This is a genomic window from Pseudomonas sp. A125 (assembly GCF_055409485.1).
Genome location: NZ_JBUZVP010000001.1, coordinates 412178 through 427929, shown reverse-complemented (window position 1 = coordinate 427929; position 15752 = coordinate 412178). Strand labels below are relative to the sequence as shown.

Sequence of the window (15752 nt, the reverse complement as noted above, 5' to 3'; positions counted from 1 at the left end):
TTTCTTGCATTTCACTAATCCCGGGTATATACACGCTCCATGCTCGATTCCCAATGTTTATGCACAAACCTGCGTCGCGCCGCTCGTGGCGTCAGCAGGCATTACGACGGCGCTCTCGACGGCTTCGGGATCAACGTTGCCCAGTATTCTTTGCTGTGTAATCTGCAGCGCCTCGATCAACCGAGCATTTCCAGCCTGGCCGACGCCATGGGCCTGGACCGCAGCACGCTGGGGCGCAACCTGCGGGTGCTGGAGGGCGAAGGCCTGGTGCAACTGGTCGAGGGTGATGACTTGCGCAACCGCCTGGTGTTGCTGACCGAGGCGGGCAACGAACGGCTCGTGGCGGCATTGCCGGCCTGGGAAGCGGCGCAGCAGAAATTGATTGATAAGTTGGGCGCCGAAAAGCGCGAAACCCTGTTGGCCTTGCTGGATGAACTCGCTTGAGGCGAGTTTGTTCGATGACAAGCGGGTATATACCCGCGACCGGAGAATAAGAAATGACCTCGATGTGGCGCACCAGCGGTTGGATCCTTGTGGGGAGTGCGCTGATCCTCGCGTTGTCCCTGGGCGTGCGGCATGGTTTTGGCCTGTTCCTGGCGCCCATGAGTGCCGAGTTCGGCTGGGGCCGTGAAACCTTTGCCTTTGCCATTGCCCTGCAAAACCTGATCTGGGGCCTGGCGCAGCCATTTACCGGGGCTCTGGCAGACCGTTTCGGTGCGACTAAAGCGGTACTGGTCGGTGGGGTGCTGTACGCCGCCGGCTTGGTGTTGATGGGCATGTCCGACTCCGCGTGGTCGTTGTCGCTGAGTGCGGGCTTGTTGATCGGGATTGGCTTGTCCGGCACCTCGTTCTCGGTGATTCTCGGGGTGGTTGGGCGCGCCGTGCCGCCGGAAAAGCGCAGCATGGCCATGGGTGTCGCCAGCGCCGCCGGCTCTTTCGGCCAGTTCGCCATGGTTCCGGGTACCCTGGGCCTGATCAGTTGGCTGGGCTGGTCGGCTGCACTGTTGGCGTTGGGCTTGATGGTGGCGCTGATTTTGCCCCTGGTCGCCATGCTCAAGGATCGGCCGTTGCCGGCAATGGTCGGCCAACAGACCTTGCGTGAAGCGCTGAGGGAAGCCTGTTCTCACTCCGGCTTCTGGCTGCTGGCATTCGGCTTTTTTGTCTGCGGTTTCCAGGTCGTGTTTATTGGTGTGCACTTACCGTCGTACCTGGTCGACCAGCACTTGCCAGCGTCAGTGGGCACTACGGTGCTGGCATTGATCGGCCTGTTCAATATCTTTGGCACGTATACCGCCGGATGGCTCGGCGGGCGCATGTCCAAGCCGCGCTTGTTGACCGGTTTGTACCTGTTGCGAGCAGTGGTGATCGTGATTTTCCTGTGGGCGCCGGTGACGCAAACCAGTGCCTACCTGTTCGGCATGGCGATGGGCTTTTTATGGCTGTCGACCGTGCCATTGACCAATGGCACGGTGGCCACCTTGTTTGGTGTCAGAAACCTTTCCATGCTTGGTGGGATTGTGTTCCTGTTCCATCAACTGGGTTCGTTCCTTGGCGGCTGGCTGGGCGGGGTGGTCTATGATCGAACCGGTAACTATGACTTGATCTGGCAGGTGGCAATCGTCCTGAGCCTGGTGGCAGCGGCCTTGAACTGGCCGGTGCGCGAGCGCCCGGTGGCACGTTTGCAGGCGCAAATGGGGGTGGCATGAATTCGACCTGGCATTGGCTCGGCGCCGCAGGGGCTGCAATCTTGCTGCTCCTGGCGTGGTGGGGCTGGCAACAAGGTGGCCTGGCATTGATGCAGTTGGGCATGGCGATCTGTTAAGTTCTGTGTCTGAGACTTCTCAAGGACACATGACATGCAGATGCGCTGGCTTGCAGTACCCGCCCTGATGCTGGCTTTTGGCGGTGTCGCCATGGCTGCCGATTGCCCGCCGTTGCTTGAGGGCCAACTGCCCAAGCTGCGCGCCAAAGAGTCCATCGAGCTGTGCCAGCGCTTTGCCGGCAAGCCGCTGCTGATCGTCAATACCGCCAGCTTCTGCGGGTTCGCGCCCCAGTTCAAAGGGCTTGAAGCCCTGTACCAGCGCTACAAGGGCCAGGGCCTGGAAGTGATTGGCGTGCCGTCCGATGACTTCAAGCAGGAAGCCAAGACCGGCGAGGAAACCGCCAAGGTGTGCTACGTCAATTACGGCGTGACCTTCACCATGACCGAGCCACAGAAGGTCAAGGGCCCGGACGCCGTGCATCTGTTCAAGGTCCTGGCGCAGCAGAGCAGTGCGCCGAAGTGGAACTTCTACAAATACGTGGTAGACCGCCAGGGCAAGGTGATCGCCAATTTCTCCAGCCTGACCAAGCCGGACAATCCGGATCTGATCAAGGCCGTGGAGCAGGCGCTGGCTTCAAAATCCTGATCGCCGCCCACTGAAAAGCCCCGCCTCCTTTGCAGGAGAGCGGGGCTTTTTTAGTTTCAACTGGCGAGCCGGTCAGGCCCGCAGTGAATCAGAACTTGTAGGTTGCACCGAGCCCATAACCCCAAGCGCTGTTTTTGTACTCGGCGTTGTAGGCGTTGCCTTTGCCGGTACGGTTGACGTTGACTTCTTCTTCCCAGAGGTAAGAAATAGCCGCGTCGATGGTGATGTCGTCGGTGGCAGCGAAGCCGGCACCAAAGCTGACGGCCTTACGGTCGCCAGTCGGGATACGCACCGAACGGTCAGTGTTGTTGGTTGGCGACTGGTCAACCGAGAAGCCGGTACGCAGAACCCACTGTTTGTTGACCTGGAACGAAGCGCCAATGGCCGAAGCCCAAGTGTCGTGCCAGTCCTGTGGTTCGTTGATGGTACCGATCGGGCCCGCTGCACCACCGAGTGCAGGCGAAACACCCTGGTTGTTCACGGTGATTTCTTTCAGGCGGCTCCAACGGGTCCAGGTAGTCCCCGCGTACAGAGTCCACTGGTCATCCAGCTTGTGGGTGACCGACAGGTCGTAGGATTCTGGCGTGGTGATATCCAGCGATGCATCAAAACGTGCGCCGTTGAACGGGCCGAAGCCACGGCCGGAAATGTCAGTGTGGCCCGTGAGGTTATAAGACACCTTGGAGGTGTAGGTCAGGCCGATGTTGGTGCTTGCGGTTGGCGTCACCAGGATGCCGATCTTGTAGCCCCATGCGGTGTCATCACCCTTGATGTCCACCAGGCCGTCATTACGCCCGAAGGTGGCCGCCAAAGGGGTGGACGAGGTGAGGTTGCCGCTGATCTTGTTGAACGTCGGGCCAATACCTACAGACACGTATTCGTTGAACGCGTAGCTGACAGTCGGCTGGATAGTGACGACTTTTACGTCACTCTTCTTGCCGTAGTAGCGGCCGCCGAAGCTGTCTTCGTAGTTGGTAATCAGGCCGAACGGCGCATACACGCCCAGGCCGAACGCCAGGTCATCGGTCGCTTTTTTCACGGCAAACAACATCGGGACTTTGGTAAATGGAACCATGTCTCCGTCATTGGTGCTGCCGGGTGGGCCACCGCTGGTATTTTTGATGTCGGTCTTGGCATCGATAGCGGCAACGCCGCCCGTGATTTGATCGCGCTTGAGGCGCGACATGCCGGCAGGGTTGCCAGCAACAGTACTTGCATCATCGGCAGATGAAGAGCGCCCCGCAAAACCGGTACCCATCCCACTGATGCTCTGTTCGTTGAGGGCAAAGCCGCTCGCGAACAGTTGGGTGGAGGCCATTGCAACGGCGAGGCTAAGTGTCGTCTTGAGCATTACTTTTTTCATTATTAGAACTCCGTGGTGATCACCGCTGCGGAAAGTAACAATAAATTTATGTTTGCGCTATAGGCTGAAACATAGGAGATAGAGCGGTTTTGTAGGACAATCCGACCAAAATCAACGTTTTTAGCCGAATCTTGCAAATCGCCCGGTCAACAGGCGACGTGATTCATGGGTGAAACACAGGTTTGCCATGCCTGGGTGAAATCCCGGAGGCGGCCCTGAGGGTGAAATATTTCTTTCCAGATACGTGCCATTGCCAACACATCGTCGGCGGGTGGCAGGGCAGGGCGGTGTTGTTCCACCAGCAGCCAGGCGATGGCGGTGGCGTAACGCAGGTTGACCGTCAACTCCAACTGCGGCCCGCTGAGGAAGGCATGCTGGCTGGCGAGGCCGCGAACCAGGCTGGCGCGCTCAGGGTCGAGCGCCAGGTAGTCATCCCACAAGGCGCGGTGACGCGGTTCGGTAATGCTGTACAGGCCATGGCCGCGGCGGTCGTGCAAGGCTGAGCCGAGTGCCGACTGGCTGGCGGCGATGCCCAGCAGCAAGGATTCGGCAGTCGGGTTATGGCGGCCCAGGTATAGCAGCGTGGGCCGGATCACATAACGACACAATTCGCTGGCAGCGATGCCCATAAAAGCCTCAGTCCATGAAATGGGTCGGCGACACCTGAGAGGGCAGCTTGGCAGCAATGAATCGGATCTCAGGCTCGCCGGAAGCGGATCATGCCGCTTGAGTTGAAGTGTAGTGTCATATTTACGACGTAAAGGACTGTTTTTAAAATATTTTTATCATTTAGTTATATCGTTTATATCAAATTAAACTTAGCGCACCCGAATTTCAGGCAATAAAAAACCCCGGGTTTTAACCGAGGTTTTTGTGTTTCAGCGATCCGGGTCGATCAGGCAACCAGTGCCTGGCGAGTACGATCGATCACGGCCTGCAGCGGTTCTGCGCTGGAGTACTGATCGGGGTACAGGCGTTCGCTGTGACGAGCGATGCCGTGTTCGTTGACCAGGGTAAAGCTGAAGCAGCCTTTGCGAGCGGCCATGATCAGGCAGTTCATTGGTGCAAAAGCGTTGGTGAGGGTGCGAATGGCATCCTGAGTGTGGATTTGAGTGGACATATTATTGGTGTTCCTACAAATGACACGGTTAAGAACCGTGCAACGTTAAAACGTTCCAGTGACGTTGATCACCATTGATCAAACGAAGAACCCGACTGGAACAAAGCAGCTAGTTTGAAGCGCTATTAAGTTGGCGCGCTTGGGCTGGCAGGTAGGTACTTAGGAGGGCAGGCAACACAACAGGGGCAAAGGTTCTGGGCCCGGGGTGAAGATCCTGATCAATTTGCAGGTTGGTTCGGTCAGAGTATGGAAACTTCGCGACACCCTTTGCATTGTTCAAAGGCAGTGTCGTCGCAAGTGATACCTGGAAACCATCGAGGTGGTCGATCCCTTTTTGTCGGCAGTGCCGTGAGGGAGTTGTTCGACCAGAATTGACTTTCAGCTTGGTACTAACGCCGCGGATAGTAACGGATTGAAACGTGGAAAGAAAGTGTGCTAGGCAAAAAACTTTTAAAGCGACGGCCCGGCGGTAACATTGCCGAGGCGCCGATCTGCCAAAACGCGCTGTCGATATAACCGCGCGCCTGGCAGTTGTGCACATTGGTTGCGCCCTGTGTAACCGTCCTGACATAAGCCCGACAGCGCTCCCGGGTGCCTGTAACTAAAATTTAAGTCAATGAAAAATCGAGCTTTTTTTATTGGTGAAAAAATCGTCAGTTTGACTCCGGCCCCCGTTCCATGGGCCTTTGCGCGAGTTACAGAACGGTTGTCCACTGAGTTATCCACAGCTTCTGTGGATTGTCCCAAGCGCTTGCTCTAGAACGGGCGTGCCGGGTTTTTTCAGCTTTACCTGTACGAAAAAAAGAGTAGAGTGGCGCGCCTTCCGTTCTGTCCCACAGTGCTTTATGAAGTTTCGCTCAGTATCACCTTCTGTTACCGACAGCCCTCAGGTTGTTACCGCACCCAAGCGTTTTTCCCTGAAAGTTGCCTTGTGGTTGCTCGACAGCCCGCGTCTGGGCCACAGCCCCAACGTCAAGCATTTTGCCGGGCATTTGCTCAAGCAGCCGGCTCGCGCTGGCGTGGTAGTGGCACAAAGCCGCCTTGGCCAGTTGATGTGCCGTGAGTGCGGTAACGCCCGGGACCGCCGCATCGGCCACGACCTGCTGCGCCAGGCTGCCCGCGCCGGCGACCGTGTCGCCCAACGTGAACTGGGCCAGATCGAAGACTGAGCTGTCCTCAATGCGCAGGCTTGGTTAACCTCCTTCTTTTCGGGTGACGGCAGGAATCGCTATGGCTTTTGACTGGACCAGTGTTGCGCTGGGTCTCGCCGGTGCTGGGTTGCCGCTGTTGGGCCTGTGCTGGCAGATCCAGCGCAAACTGACCGCGCGAACCACCGGTTGGGAATTGCTCGAAGAGCGCCTGGCGACCGCGCAACTGGCCCAGGAAGGGCTTGCGGCGCAACTGGACGCGAGCCGCGACGAAATCAGCGACCTCAGCCAGGCCAACGCCGCCAAGCAGGCCGACCTGGCGGCTGTGCGCCGCGAAGTCGAACTGCTGCAGATCGACCGCGACAACGCCCGTGACGCCGCCCACGCCTGGAACCTCGACCGCAGCGCCAAGGAAACCGAACTGCGCCGCCTGGATGCCATGTCTGCGTCGCTGCGCGCCGAACTGCGTGAGCAACAGGAAAGCCACCAGCAACGCCTCAGCGACCTGCAAGGTTCGCGCGACGAGCTGCGAGCGCAGTTTGCAGAACTGGCCGGGAAAATCTTCGACGAGCGTGAACAGCGCTTCGCCGAAACCAGCCAGCAACGGCTCGGCCAATTACTCGACCCGCTCAAGGAGCGCATTCAGTCGTTCGAAAAGCGCGTCGAGGAAAGCTATCAGAGCGAAGCCCGCGAGCGGTTTTCCCTGGCCAAGGAACTGGAGCGCCTGCAACAGCTGAACCTGCGCCTGTCCGATGAGGCAACCAACCTGACCCGCGCACTCAAGGGCCAGAAAACCCAGGGCAACTGGGGCGAATTGATTCTGGAGCGGGTGCTCGAACACGCCGGTCTGGAGAAGGGGCGCGAGTACCAGACCCAGGTCAACCTCAAAGGCCCGGACGGTGAACGCTTCCAGCCCGACGTGTTGATCATGCTGCCGGGTGACAAGCAGGTGGTGGTGGACTCCAAGGTCAGCCTGACCGCCTATCAGCAGTACGTCGCCGAAGACGACCAGGCGATCGGCCAGGCGGCCTTGAAGGCGCACGTGCTGTCCTTGCGTAACCACGTCAAAGGCCTGGCCGGCAAGGACTATAAACGTCTGGAAGGCCTGCACAGCCTGGATTTTGTATTGCTGTTCGTGCCCATCGAAGCTGCGTTTTCGGCGGCGCTGCAAGCCGAGCCGAACCTGTTCCAGGAAGCCTTCGACCGCAATATCGTGATCGTCAGCCCGACCACCCTGCTGGCCACCTTGCGGGTGATCGACAGCCTGTGGAAGCAGGAGCGGCAAAGCCAGAACGCCCGGGAAATCGCCGAGCGTGCCGGTTGGCTGTACGACAAGTTCGTGCTGTTTATCCAGGACCTGGACGAAGTAGGCAACCGCTTGCAGCAACTGGACAAAGCCTACAGCGCGGCGCGCAACAAGCTGACAGATGGACGCGGCAACCTGGTCAGCCGTACCGAGCAACTGAAGCTGCTCGGCGCTCGTGCCAGTAAAAGCCTGCCGCCCGACTTGCTGGAGCGGGCGATGACCGATGAAGACGGTGTGGCGCAGTTGCCAGAATAGTCACCGGTCTCTGTGGGAGCTGGCTTGCCTGCGATGCACACACCTCGGTCCTCCAGATACACCGAGGCGATGCCATCGCAGGCAAGCCAGCTCCCACATGGGCTAAAGCGGCAGGTGTCGGCTCAACAACGCCCGCAACGCCGCCGGCTTCACCGGCTTGGCCAGGTAATCCAGCCCCGCCGCATGCACCTGGGCCACCATCTCCGGCCGCCCGTCGGCGCTGATCACCACGCCCGGAATCGGCTCTGCCAATTGCGCCCGCAGCCAGCCCATCAGTTCGGTGCCGGTTTCGCCGTGGTCGAGGTGGTAATCCACCAGGGCCAGTTGCGGCCGCACGCCGTCTGCCAGCAGCGCGGCACATTGCGCCTGGTCGCGAGCGGTCCAGACTTCACAGCCCCAGCGCGTCAGCAAACTGCGCATGCCGATCAGGATGCTTTCTTCGTTATCCACACACAGCACCTGCGCGCCGCTCAACGGCTGGCCGCTTTCCAGTAGCGGCTTGGCGGGGGCGTTGACCTGGCTGCGCGCCAACGGCACGCGTACGCTGAATACGCTGCCCTTGCCCGGCCATGAGCGCACGCTCAAGCGGTGCCCGAGCACGCGGCACAGGCCATCGGCAATCGCCAGGCCCAGGCCCAGGCCTTTCTCGGCACGTGTCTGGTGACTGTCCAGGCGTTTGAATTCCTCGAAGATGACTTTTTGCTTGTCCAGCGGAATCCCGGGACCACGGTCCCACACTTCCAGGCACAACTCGCCGCGACGCCGCCGCACACCCAATAGCACCGGCCCATCGGCGTACCGGAACGCGTTGGTCAGGAAATTCTGCAACACCCGCCGCAGCAACTTGATGTCGCTGTCGACCCGCAAACGGCTGCCCCGCAGCCGGAAGCGCAAGCCCTGTTCCTGGGCCAGCGCCTTGAACTCCGCGCCCAACGTATCAAACAGCTCGTTGAGCACAAAGGGCTGGCGCTGCGGATTGATCTTGCCGTTTTCCAGGCGCGAAATATCCAGCAGGTCGCTGATCAGGTCTTCGGCTGAACGCAGCGAACTGTCCAGATGCTGCACCAGTTGCCGGGCATCTGGCGACATGCCGTCGTTCTGGTGGGAGAGGGCGGCGGAGAACAGCCGCGCGGCATTCAGCGGTTGCATCAAGTCGTGGCTGACGGCCGCGAGGAAGCGGGTTTTCGACTGGCTGGCCGTCTCGGCAACGCCTTTGGCATCGGTCAGCGCGACGTTGAGTTGCGACAGTTCATGAGTGCGCTCCGTGACCCGCTGCTCCAGGCCTTCGTTAGCCTCGGTCAGCGCCTGCTCGGCTTCGCGGAACGCGGTAATGTCGGTAAAACTCATGACAAAACCGCCGCCCGGCATCGGGTTGCCGATCAACTCGATCACCCGGCCATTGGGAAACAGCCGCTCGGACGTATGCGCGCGGCCCTGGCGCATCCAGTGCAGGCGACGCGCCACGTGCACCTCGGCCTCGCCGGGGCCGCACAGCCCGCGCTCGGCGTTGTAGCGAATAATGTCGGCAATCGGCCGGCCCACGCTGATCAAGCCTTCGGGGTAATTGAACAGCTCCAGGTACCGCCGGTTCCACGCCACCAGCCGCAAGGACTGGTCCACCACGCTGATGCCCTGGGTGATGTTTTCGATGGCGCCTTGCAGCAATGCCCGGTTGAACTGCAATACTTCCGACGCTTCGTCGGCGATGCGTACTACGTCCTCCAACTGCATTTCCCGGCCTTCAATGGCGGCTTTCACCACCGCCCGGGTCGAAGAAGCACCGAGCACGCCCGCCAGCAGGCGTTCGGTGTGGGCGATCCAATCGTTGTCGGCGTTCTGGTTGGGATTAAAGCCCTTGCCCTGGCGATAGGCGAAGCGCACAAAACTCTGGTGGGCCCGTTCTTCACCGACGAACCGTGCGGCCAGACTGAGCAAATCATTGATCTGCACCGAGAGCATCGAGCGGCCGCTGGCTCGCGGGTTGGTTTCCTGGCCGATAAAACGCCCGGCCTGCCAATGCTCCGACACCCGCGTGCGCGAGAGCATCGAGACCCAGACAAACAACGTGAAGTTACCCGCCAGGGAAAACACCGTGCCCAGTGTCAGCGAAGTCACGGACAAGCCCAATGGGTGCGAATGCAGCCACGTCATGCCTGGGAAAAGGCTGAACGACCAGCCGAGACTTTTCGCCGTGACCGGTAAGACCAAGGTGTAGAACCACAAGAACGTGCCCGCCGCCAACCCGGCAAATACCCCGCGCCGGTTGGCCTGTTTCCAATACAGCGCGCCGAGCATCGCCGGTGCCAGTTGAGTCACGGCGGCGAAGGCAATCTGGCCAATGGTCGCCAGGCTTGCCGAGGAGCCCAGCAGCCGATAACTGACGTAAGCCAGCAGCAAAATGATGACAATGCTTACCCGGCGCACCGACAACATCCAGTGACGGAACACCTCGAATGGCCGTTCGGCGCTGGAGCGGCGCAGCAGCCAGGGCAGCAGCATGTCGTTGGAAACCATGGTCGACAGCGCGATGCTCGCGACGATCACCATGCCCGTGGCCGCCGAGGCGCCGCCGATAAACGCCAGCACCGCGAGGGCCGGATGTGCCTCGGCCAATGGCAGGCTGATCACGTAGGAGTCGGGCAACACCGAGCCCGGCAGCAGCATCTTGCCGCCGAGGGCAATCGGGATCACAAACAGCGCCGCGAGGATCAGGTACGCCGGGAATACCCACTTGGCCAGGCGCAGGTCCTGCGGGTCGATGTTCTCCACTACGGTCACGTGAAACTGGCGGGGCAGGCAGATGATCGCCATCATCGCGACGCCGGTCTGCACCACCATCGAAGGCCAGTTGACGGTTTCTTTCCAGTATTCCTCCAGCCGTGGTGCGAGCATTGCCTGGCTGAATAAATCGTCGAAACCGTCGTACAGGCCGTAGGTCACAAACGCACCGACGGCGAGAAATGCGAACAGCTTGACCAGCGATTCAAAGGCGATCGCCAGCACCATGCCCCGGTGGTGTTCCGTAGCGTCCAGGTTGCGCGTACCAAACACGATGGTGAACAACGCCAGTACCAGCGACACGATCAGCGCTGTGTCCTGGGAGCGGGTGCCGGTGGTATCGGCACTGGCGCCGATCAGCAGGTTCACCCCCAGCACGATGCCCTTTAGCTGCAAGGCTATATAAGGCAGCACGCCCACCAGGCAGATCAGCGCCACTACCACCGCCAGGGATTGGGATTTGCCATACCGGGCGGCAATAAAGTCGGCAATGGACGTGATGTTTTCCTGCTTGCTGATCAGCACCATCTTTTGCAGCACCCACGGCGCCAGCACCAACAGCAGTACCGGGCCCAGGTAGATCGGTAAAAACGCCCACAACTGTTCGGCCGCCTGGCCTACGGCGCCAAAGAATGTCCAACTGGTGCAGTACACCGCCAGCGACAGGCTATACACCCAGGCACGCATCCGCGGTGGCAACGGCGCATGGCGACGGTCACCGTAAAAGGCGATGGCAAACATAATGGCCATATAGGCCAGGGCAACGGCGGCGATCAGCCCGCTGGACAGCGTCATGAGAACTCCAGACATAAGAACGCCCGGGCATTCCCGGCCCGGGCGAACAGTCTCGCATGATGCTTGGCGTTAGTCAGTGTCGACCAAGGTCGGAGCGTGGTGTGATGTCGCAGGGTTCGCTTACGCGCTGAAACCACCGTCAATGGTAAGGCTGGCACCGGTGATATAGCCGGCTTCCGGGCCCACCAGGTAGGCGACGAAACTGGCGATCTCTTCCACATGGCCATAACGGCCCACGGCCATGAAGCCGATCAGGCTTTCGGCGAAATCACCGTTTGCCGGGTTCATGTCGGTGTCCACCGGGCCTGGCTGCACATTGTTGATGGTGATGCCCCGTGGCCCCAGGTCGCGTGCCAGGCCTTTGGTCAGGCCTACCAGCGCCGATTTGCTCATGGCGTACGGGCCGCCACCGGCAAATGGCATGCGTTCGGCGTTGGTGCTGCCGATGTTGATGATGCGGCCACCTTCGCCCATGTGTCGTGCGGCTTCCTGAGTGGCGACAAACACGCTGCGCACGTTGATCGAGAGGGTGCGGTCGAAATCTTCCAGCTTGAAATCTTCCAGCGGGCCAACGGCAAGTACGCCTGCGTTGTTTACCAGGATATCCAGGCGTCCGAACGCTTTGACAGTGGCGTTGACGGCGCTGCGGATGGCGTCTGCATCGGCGCTGTCGGCAAGAATCGCCAGGGCTTTGCCGCCTTCGCTGATCACGCTGCTCTGCAATTCTTCGGCCTTGGCGGTCGAGCTGACGTAGGTAAAGGCGACGGCTGCGCCTTGGGCGGCCAGGCGCTTGACGATGGCGGCGCCGATACCGCGGGAGCCGCCCTGGATCAAGGCGACTTTGCCGCTGAGGTTTTGTGTGGTCATGTCGTTCTCCAAAAGGTGTGTTGAGGTTGGAATCGAGTATCGACCTCCCTCGGCGCCCCCGGTAGACCGTGATTGCTATAGTCTGTGTAAACCAAAAGTTTAGAATGGGGCGATATGGAAAGCTTTGGCAGTATCGAATGCTTTGTGCGCAGCGCCGAAGGCGGCAGCTTTGCCGAAGCGGCCCGGCACCTGAGCCTGACCCCGGCGGCCGTGGGTAAAAGCGTGGCCAAGCTGGAAGCGCGCCTCGGGGTGCGGCTGTTCCAGCGTAGCACCCGACGCCTGGCCCTGACTGAAGCCGGCAAGCTATTCCTGGAAGAAGTCAGCGCCAGCCTCACCACCATTCAAAACGCCGTGGCGAACCTGGCCAGTGCCGAAGGGCGGCCGGTGGGCACGCTGAAAGTGAGCATGGGCACCGTGTTCGGCAACCGTTATGTGGTGCCGTTGCTTGGGGAGTTTCTAAGGCGTTTTCCCGACATCAATCCCGACTGGCATTTCGATAATCGCCAGGTGGACCTGATCGGCCAAGGCTTCGATGCCGCGATCGGCGGTGGTTTTGAGCTGCCTCAGGGCGTGGTCGCACGCAAGCTGGCACCGGCGCACCGGATCCTGTTGGCCTCACCGGACTACCTCGCCAAACGTAAGCCGGTGTTCGCGCCTGAGGACTTGTCGCTGTGCAACGGCATCCTGATCCGCTCACCGCAAACCGGGCGGGTGCGTTCCTGGCAACTCACCCACCGTAGCCGCGACCAGCGCCCGCTGGTGCTCAAACCGCGCATGACCATGAGCGACTCCGGCGCCGCCTGCTGCGCCAGTGCCCAAGGCCTGGGGATTGCGCTGGTCAGCATGCCGATGGCCGTGCCGTATCTGGACAGCGGCCAACTGGTGCGGGTGCTGCCCGACTGGTACGTCGACGACGGCAACATCTCGCTGTACTACGCCGAACACAAACTGCTGCCCGGCAAGACCCGGGCGTTTGTGGATTTCATCCTTGAGCAGTTTGTGGAGCGCGAACTGGGCCAGCGGTTCAGTGCCATTTGAGTGATGGCGTTACACCGAGGCGTGGCCATCGCGGGCAAGCCCGGCTCCCACATTTGATCTGCGCCAGACACAAAAGTCGCGGCACACTCAGTCACTGTGGGAGCCGGGCTTGCCCGCGATGGCCACGACTCGGTCTTAACGGCGCCCCGGCCAACCGATGACTTTCTTCGGCCTCGGCGTTGCATAGGTGCGAATCTTCGACGTCGACAGCCCCAACCGCACCAACCCTTCGGCAATCGCCACCGCCGCCGTCACCCCGTCCACCACCGGCACGCCCGTGCGGTAGCGAATTTGCTCGTCCAGCCCGGCCATGCCGCCGCAGCCCAGGCAGATCACTTCGGCCTTGTCTTCGCTGATCGCCAACTCGGCCTGGCGCACGATGGCCTCCATGGCGCGCAGCGGGTCTTCTTCCAGTTCCAGCACCGCCATGCCGCTGGCGCGCACCGACGCGCAACGCTGATACAAACCGGCCAGTTTCAGCCGGTCTTCAATCAGCGGCACGGTGCGGTCCAGGGTCGTCACCACGGAGTAGGCGTGCCCGAGGAACATCGCGGTGCTGGCGGCCGCTTCGGTGATGTCCACCACCGGCACGTTGAGCAACTCCTGCAAACCTTCGCGGCCATGCTCGCCGTAACCGGCCTGGATCACCGCGTCGAACGGCTGGTCGTAGGCCATCACCCGGTCCATCACCGCGATGGCTGCCAGGTAGCTTTCAAAGTTGCCTTCCACCGATTCGGCACCAAAAAACGGAGTCAGCCCGACGATCTCGGTGCCTGGGGACGCCACCGCCCGTGCCTGTTTGGCGATCGCCTCGGTGATGGACTCGGTGGTGTTGACGTTGACCACAAGGATGCGCATGGAATGTCCTTACTTAATGACTGACGTTATCGACTGCAATGCTTTCGCCGCTCACATCGGCGTAATACGGCTGGCGCTTGGCCAATAGCAGGTACAGCAGCCCTGCAATACCGGCGCCAATCAGCCAGGAGAAAGGTGATACGTGTGCGAAACCGGGTAGCAGGGCCAGGAGAATGGCGATCACCGCCGCAGGAATGAAGGCCGCCACGGCGCGCAGATTGACCCCGCGGCTGTAGTAATAAGCACCATTCGGGTCTTCGCTATACAGTTGCGGCACGTCCACCTGGCTTTTGCGGATCAACCAGTAGTCGACCATGATCACCCCGTACAACGGCCCCAGCAGAGCCCCCAGCCCCGAGAGGAAATACACGATCACCAGCGGGCTGTTGTAGAGGTTCCACGGCAGGATCAGCACCGCTACCGTGGCGCTGATCAGCCCGGCGCGGCGAAAGTTCAGGTACTTGGGCGCCAGGTTGCTCAACACAAAGGCCGGCGCGACGAAGTTGGCCATGATGTTCACCGCCACGGTCACAATCAGGAACGCCAGGCAGCCCAGCACCAGGAAGAACGTGTTGGGAATTGCCGCGATGATTTCCGTGGGGCTTTCGATCACCCGGCCATTGAGGTGGAACTGCCCGCCGCAGAGCAGCACGGTGATGCTGGCAAATACCAGGATATTCACCGGCAGGCCCCAGAAGTTGCCGACCTTGATGGTCTTGCGGCAGGGCGAGGAGCGGGCGAAGTCGCAGAAATTCAGGATCAGCGTGCCGTATATAGCCAGCCACAGCGCGCCGCCGGCGAAGATATTGCGCCACATCTCGCCACCGCTCAGTGGTTCGCGAATGGCCCAGGCAATGTGGCCGTCCGCCTGGAAATACATCCATCCGGCCAGCGACGCGACGGTCAGCAAAATCACCGGCCCGGCGAAGGCTTCATAGCGGCGCACCATCTCCATGCCATAAGCGAGGATCGCGAGTTGCACGAACCAGATCGCCACAAAGCAGGCCCAGCCGAGGGTCGACAAGCCGAGGATCGAGTTGTGGTCGTAGTCGGCAAAACCCGGATGAACCGCGGTCAATAGCACTCGGAAAACTACCGAGGCGAGGTAGGTCTGAATCCCGAACCAGGCGATCGCAATTACCGCGCGAATCAGCGCCGGAATCTGCGCGCCATGGATGCCGAAACTGATGCGGCTGATCACCGGAAACGGCACGCCGGTCTTCTGCCCCATATAGCCGGACAGGTTCATGAAGAAGTACACCAATGCCGCGCCGATCCCCAGGGACAGCAGAATCTGCCAGCCGCCAAGGCCCAGCGCATACAAGCCGATGGCGAAAGAATAGTTGGCGATGTTGTGCACATCGTTGGTCCACAAGGCAAAGATGCTATAGCGGCCCCAGCGCCGGCCTTCGGCCTTGGTGGGCGCCAGATCCTTGTTGTGCAGGCGCGGGCTGAGTACCAGCGGGCCGGGGCTCGTGGCCTCGGGGTTCAGGGTGGAGGAGGGCAGATCCAGTGCGATGTTATTGGAGAGACTTGTACGCATTCCGGCAGGCTCCTGGACATCAGCAAGAGAGCGGCTGAGGTCAAAGTGTATGTATCTTTTTTATTAATTGTATACAAAGTGTATTTTTCCTTAAGCCACATGCGTGCCAGATTTTCGCCAGGAATAGTGGCTGGTGATTTGGTTTTTAGAGTGATTTGAAATAAATGACTGAATTTAAAGCGATATAAATTGACCGTTCGAACAGCTATTTATTTTGTTCGACAGGAACAGAAGAGGATTTGAGAAGCGGCGCTGCGAGGGAGGATGTAACTT

Annotated in this window: 13 protein-coding genes; 6 read left to right on the top strand and 7 right to left on the bottom strand. The window is 60.3% G+C overall.

The window, feature by feature from the left end; translation table 11 throughout:
- The first annotated feature begins 39 nt into the window (after nt 1-39).
- The 3 genes from ACZRN6_RS01925 (at nt 40) to ACZRN6_RS01915 (ending at nt 2408) form a co-directional block, all read left to right on the top strand.
- Entirely contained in the window at nt 40-444 is a 405-nt protein-coding gene (locus ACZRN6_RS01925; protein WP_322143871.1) for a MarR family winged helix-turn-helix transcriptional regulator, read from the top strand.
- Nucleotides 445-506: 62 nt separating this feature from the next.
- On the top strand, nt 507-1706 hold the full coding sequence (locus tag ACZRN6_RS01920) for an MFS transporter (protein WP_322148637.1): 1200 nt from the start codon (nt 507-509) through the stop codon (nt 1704-1706).
- Nucleotides 1707-1856: 150 nt separating this feature from the next.
- Entirely contained in the window at nt 1857-2408 is a 552-nt protein-coding gene (locus ACZRN6_RS01915) for a glutathione peroxidase (RefSeq protein WP_464007083.1), read from the top strand.
- Between the two features lie 88 nt (nt 2409-2496).
- On the opposite strand, the gene ACZRN6_RS01910 is transcribed toward ACZRN6_RS01915, so the two are convergent.
- From ACZRN6_RS01910 to ACZRN6_RS01900, 3 genes are all read right to left on the bottom strand, one after another.
- Nucleotides 2497-3771, bottom strand: coding sequence for an OmpP1/FadL family transporter (locus ACZRN6_RS01910; protein WP_322143873.1), 1275 nt, complete (start codon nt 3769-3771; stop codon nt 2497-2499).
- A gap of 146 nt (nt 3772-3917) precedes the next feature.
- On the bottom strand, nt 3918-4400 hold the full coding sequence (locus tag ACZRN6_RS01905) for a hypothetical protein (RefSeq protein ID WP_322143874.1): 483 nt from the start codon (nt 4398-4400) through the stop codon (nt 3918-3920).
- Between the two features lie 266 nt (nt 4401-4666).
- Nucleotides 4667-4891, bottom strand: a complete 225-nt coding sequence (locus ACZRN6_RS01900) for a hypothetical protein (protein WP_003214941.1) — start codon at nt 4889-4891, stop codon at nt 4667-4669.
- Nucleotides 4892-5736: 845 nt separating this feature from the next.
- Between ACZRN6_RS01900 and ACZRN6_RS01895 the strand changes: the two genes are divergently transcribed.
- Together ACZRN6_RS01895 and ACZRN6_RS01890 are read left to right on the top strand one after the other, a co-directional pair.
- Complete coding sequence (locus tag ACZRN6_RS01895; RefSeq protein ID WP_322143876.1) at nt 5737-6060, top strand: SEL1-like repeat protein; 324 nt, start codon at nt 5737-5739, stop codon at nt 6058-6060.
- A 175-nt stretch (nt 6061-6235) separates the two neighbouring features.
- A complete protein-coding gene (locus ACZRN6_RS01890; RefSeq protein WP_322148638.1) occupies nt 6236-7600 on the top strand; it encodes a DNA recombination protein RmuC in 1365 nt (454 codons plus the stop codon).
- Between the two features lie 102 nt (nt 7601-7702).
- On the opposite strand, the gene ACZRN6_RS01885 is transcribed toward ACZRN6_RS01890, so the two are convergent.
- Together ACZRN6_RS01885 and ACZRN6_RS01880 are read right to left on the bottom strand one after the other, a co-directional pair.
- On the bottom strand, nt 7703-11173 hold the full coding sequence (locus ACZRN6_RS01885) for a hybrid sensor histidine kinase/response regulator (RefSeq protein ID WP_322143877.1): 3471 nt from the start codon (nt 11171-11173) through the stop codon (nt 7703-7705).
- Nucleotides 11174-11293: 120 nt separating this feature from the next.
- Nucleotides 11294-12040, bottom strand: a complete 747-nt coding sequence (locus ACZRN6_RS01880) for a 3-oxoacyl-ACP reductase family protein (protein WP_322143878.1) — start codon at nt 12038-12040, stop codon at nt 11294-11296.
- A gap of 114 nt (nt 12041-12154) precedes the next feature.
- Here ACZRN6_RS01880 and ACZRN6_RS01875 point away from each other — a divergent pair, with 114 nt between their 5' ends.
- Nucleotides 12155-13078 carry a LysR family transcriptional regulator gene (locus ACZRN6_RS01875; protein ID WP_322143879.1) on the top strand — a complete coding sequence of 308 codons (924 nt, stop codon included), beginning with the start codon at nt 12155-12157 and terminating at the stop codon, nt 13076-13078.
- Between the two features lie 135 nt (nt 13079-13213).
- Here the strand turns inward: ACZRN6_RS01875 and ACZRN6_RS01870 are convergent, their stop codons facing one another.
- Together ACZRN6_RS01870 and ACZRN6_RS01865 are read right to left on the bottom strand one after the other, a co-directional pair.
- Nucleotides 13214-13936 (bottom strand): aspartate/glutamate racemase family protein, encoded by a 723-nt coding sequence (locus tag ACZRN6_RS01870; RefSeq protein WP_322143880.1) that lies wholly within the window; start codon nt 13934-13936, stop codon nt 13214-13216.
- Between the two features lie 13 nt (nt 13937-13949).
- A complete protein-coding gene (locus ACZRN6_RS01865) occupies nt 13950-15479 on the bottom strand; it encodes an NCS1 family nucleobase:cation symporter-1 (RefSeq protein ID WP_322143881.1) in 1530 nt (509 codons plus the stop codon).
- Between the last annotated feature and the right edge of the window lie 273 nt (nt 15480-15752).

Coding starts and splice junctions, on each gene's coding strand:
- ACZRN6_RS01925 (WP_322143871.1), top strand. CDS start 40: ATGCTCGATTCCCAATGTTTATGCACAAACCTGCGTCGCGCCGCTCGT.
- ACZRN6_RS01920 (WP_322148637.1), top strand. CDS start 507: ATGTGGCGCACCAGCGGTTGGATCCTTGTGGGGAGTGCGCTGATCCTC.
- ACZRN6_RS01915 (WP_464007083.1), top strand. CDS start 1,857: ATGCAGATGCGCTGGCTTGCAGTACCCGCCCTGATGCTGGCTTTTGGC.
- ACZRN6_RS01910 (WP_322143873.1), bottom strand. CDS start 3,771: ATGAAAAAAGTAATGCTCAAGACGACACTTAGCCTCGCCGTTGCAATG.
- ACZRN6_RS01905 (WP_322143874.1), bottom strand. CDS start 4,400: ATGGGCATCGCTGCCAGCGAATTGTGTCGTTATGTGATCCGGCCCACG.
- ACZRN6_RS01900 (WP_003214941.1), bottom strand. CDS start 4,891: ATGTCCACTCAAATCCACACTCAGGATGCCATTCGCACCCTCACCAAC.
- ACZRN6_RS01895 (WP_322143876.1), top strand. CDS start 5,737: ATGAAGTTTCGCTCAGTATCACCTTCTGTTACCGACAGCCCTCAGGTT.
- ACZRN6_RS01885 (WP_322143877.1), bottom strand. CDS start 11,173: ATGACGCTGTCCAGCGGGCTGATCGCCGCCGTTGCCCTGGCCTATATG.
- ACZRN6_RS01880 (WP_322143878.1), bottom strand. CDS start 12,040: ATGACCACACAAAACCTCAGCGGCAAAGTCGCCTTGATCCAGGGCGGC.
- ACZRN6_RS01875 (WP_322143879.1), top strand. CDS start 12,155: ATGGAAAGCTTTGGCAGTATCGAATGCTTTGTGCGCAGCGCCGAAGGC.
- ACZRN6_RS01870 (WP_322143880.1), bottom strand. CDS start 13,936: ATGCGCATCCTTGTGGTCAACGTCAACACCACCGAGTCCATCACCGAG.
- ACZRN6_RS01865 (WP_322143881.1), bottom strand. CDS start 15,479: ATGCGTACAAGTCTCTCCAATAACATCGCACTGGATCTGCCCTCCTCC.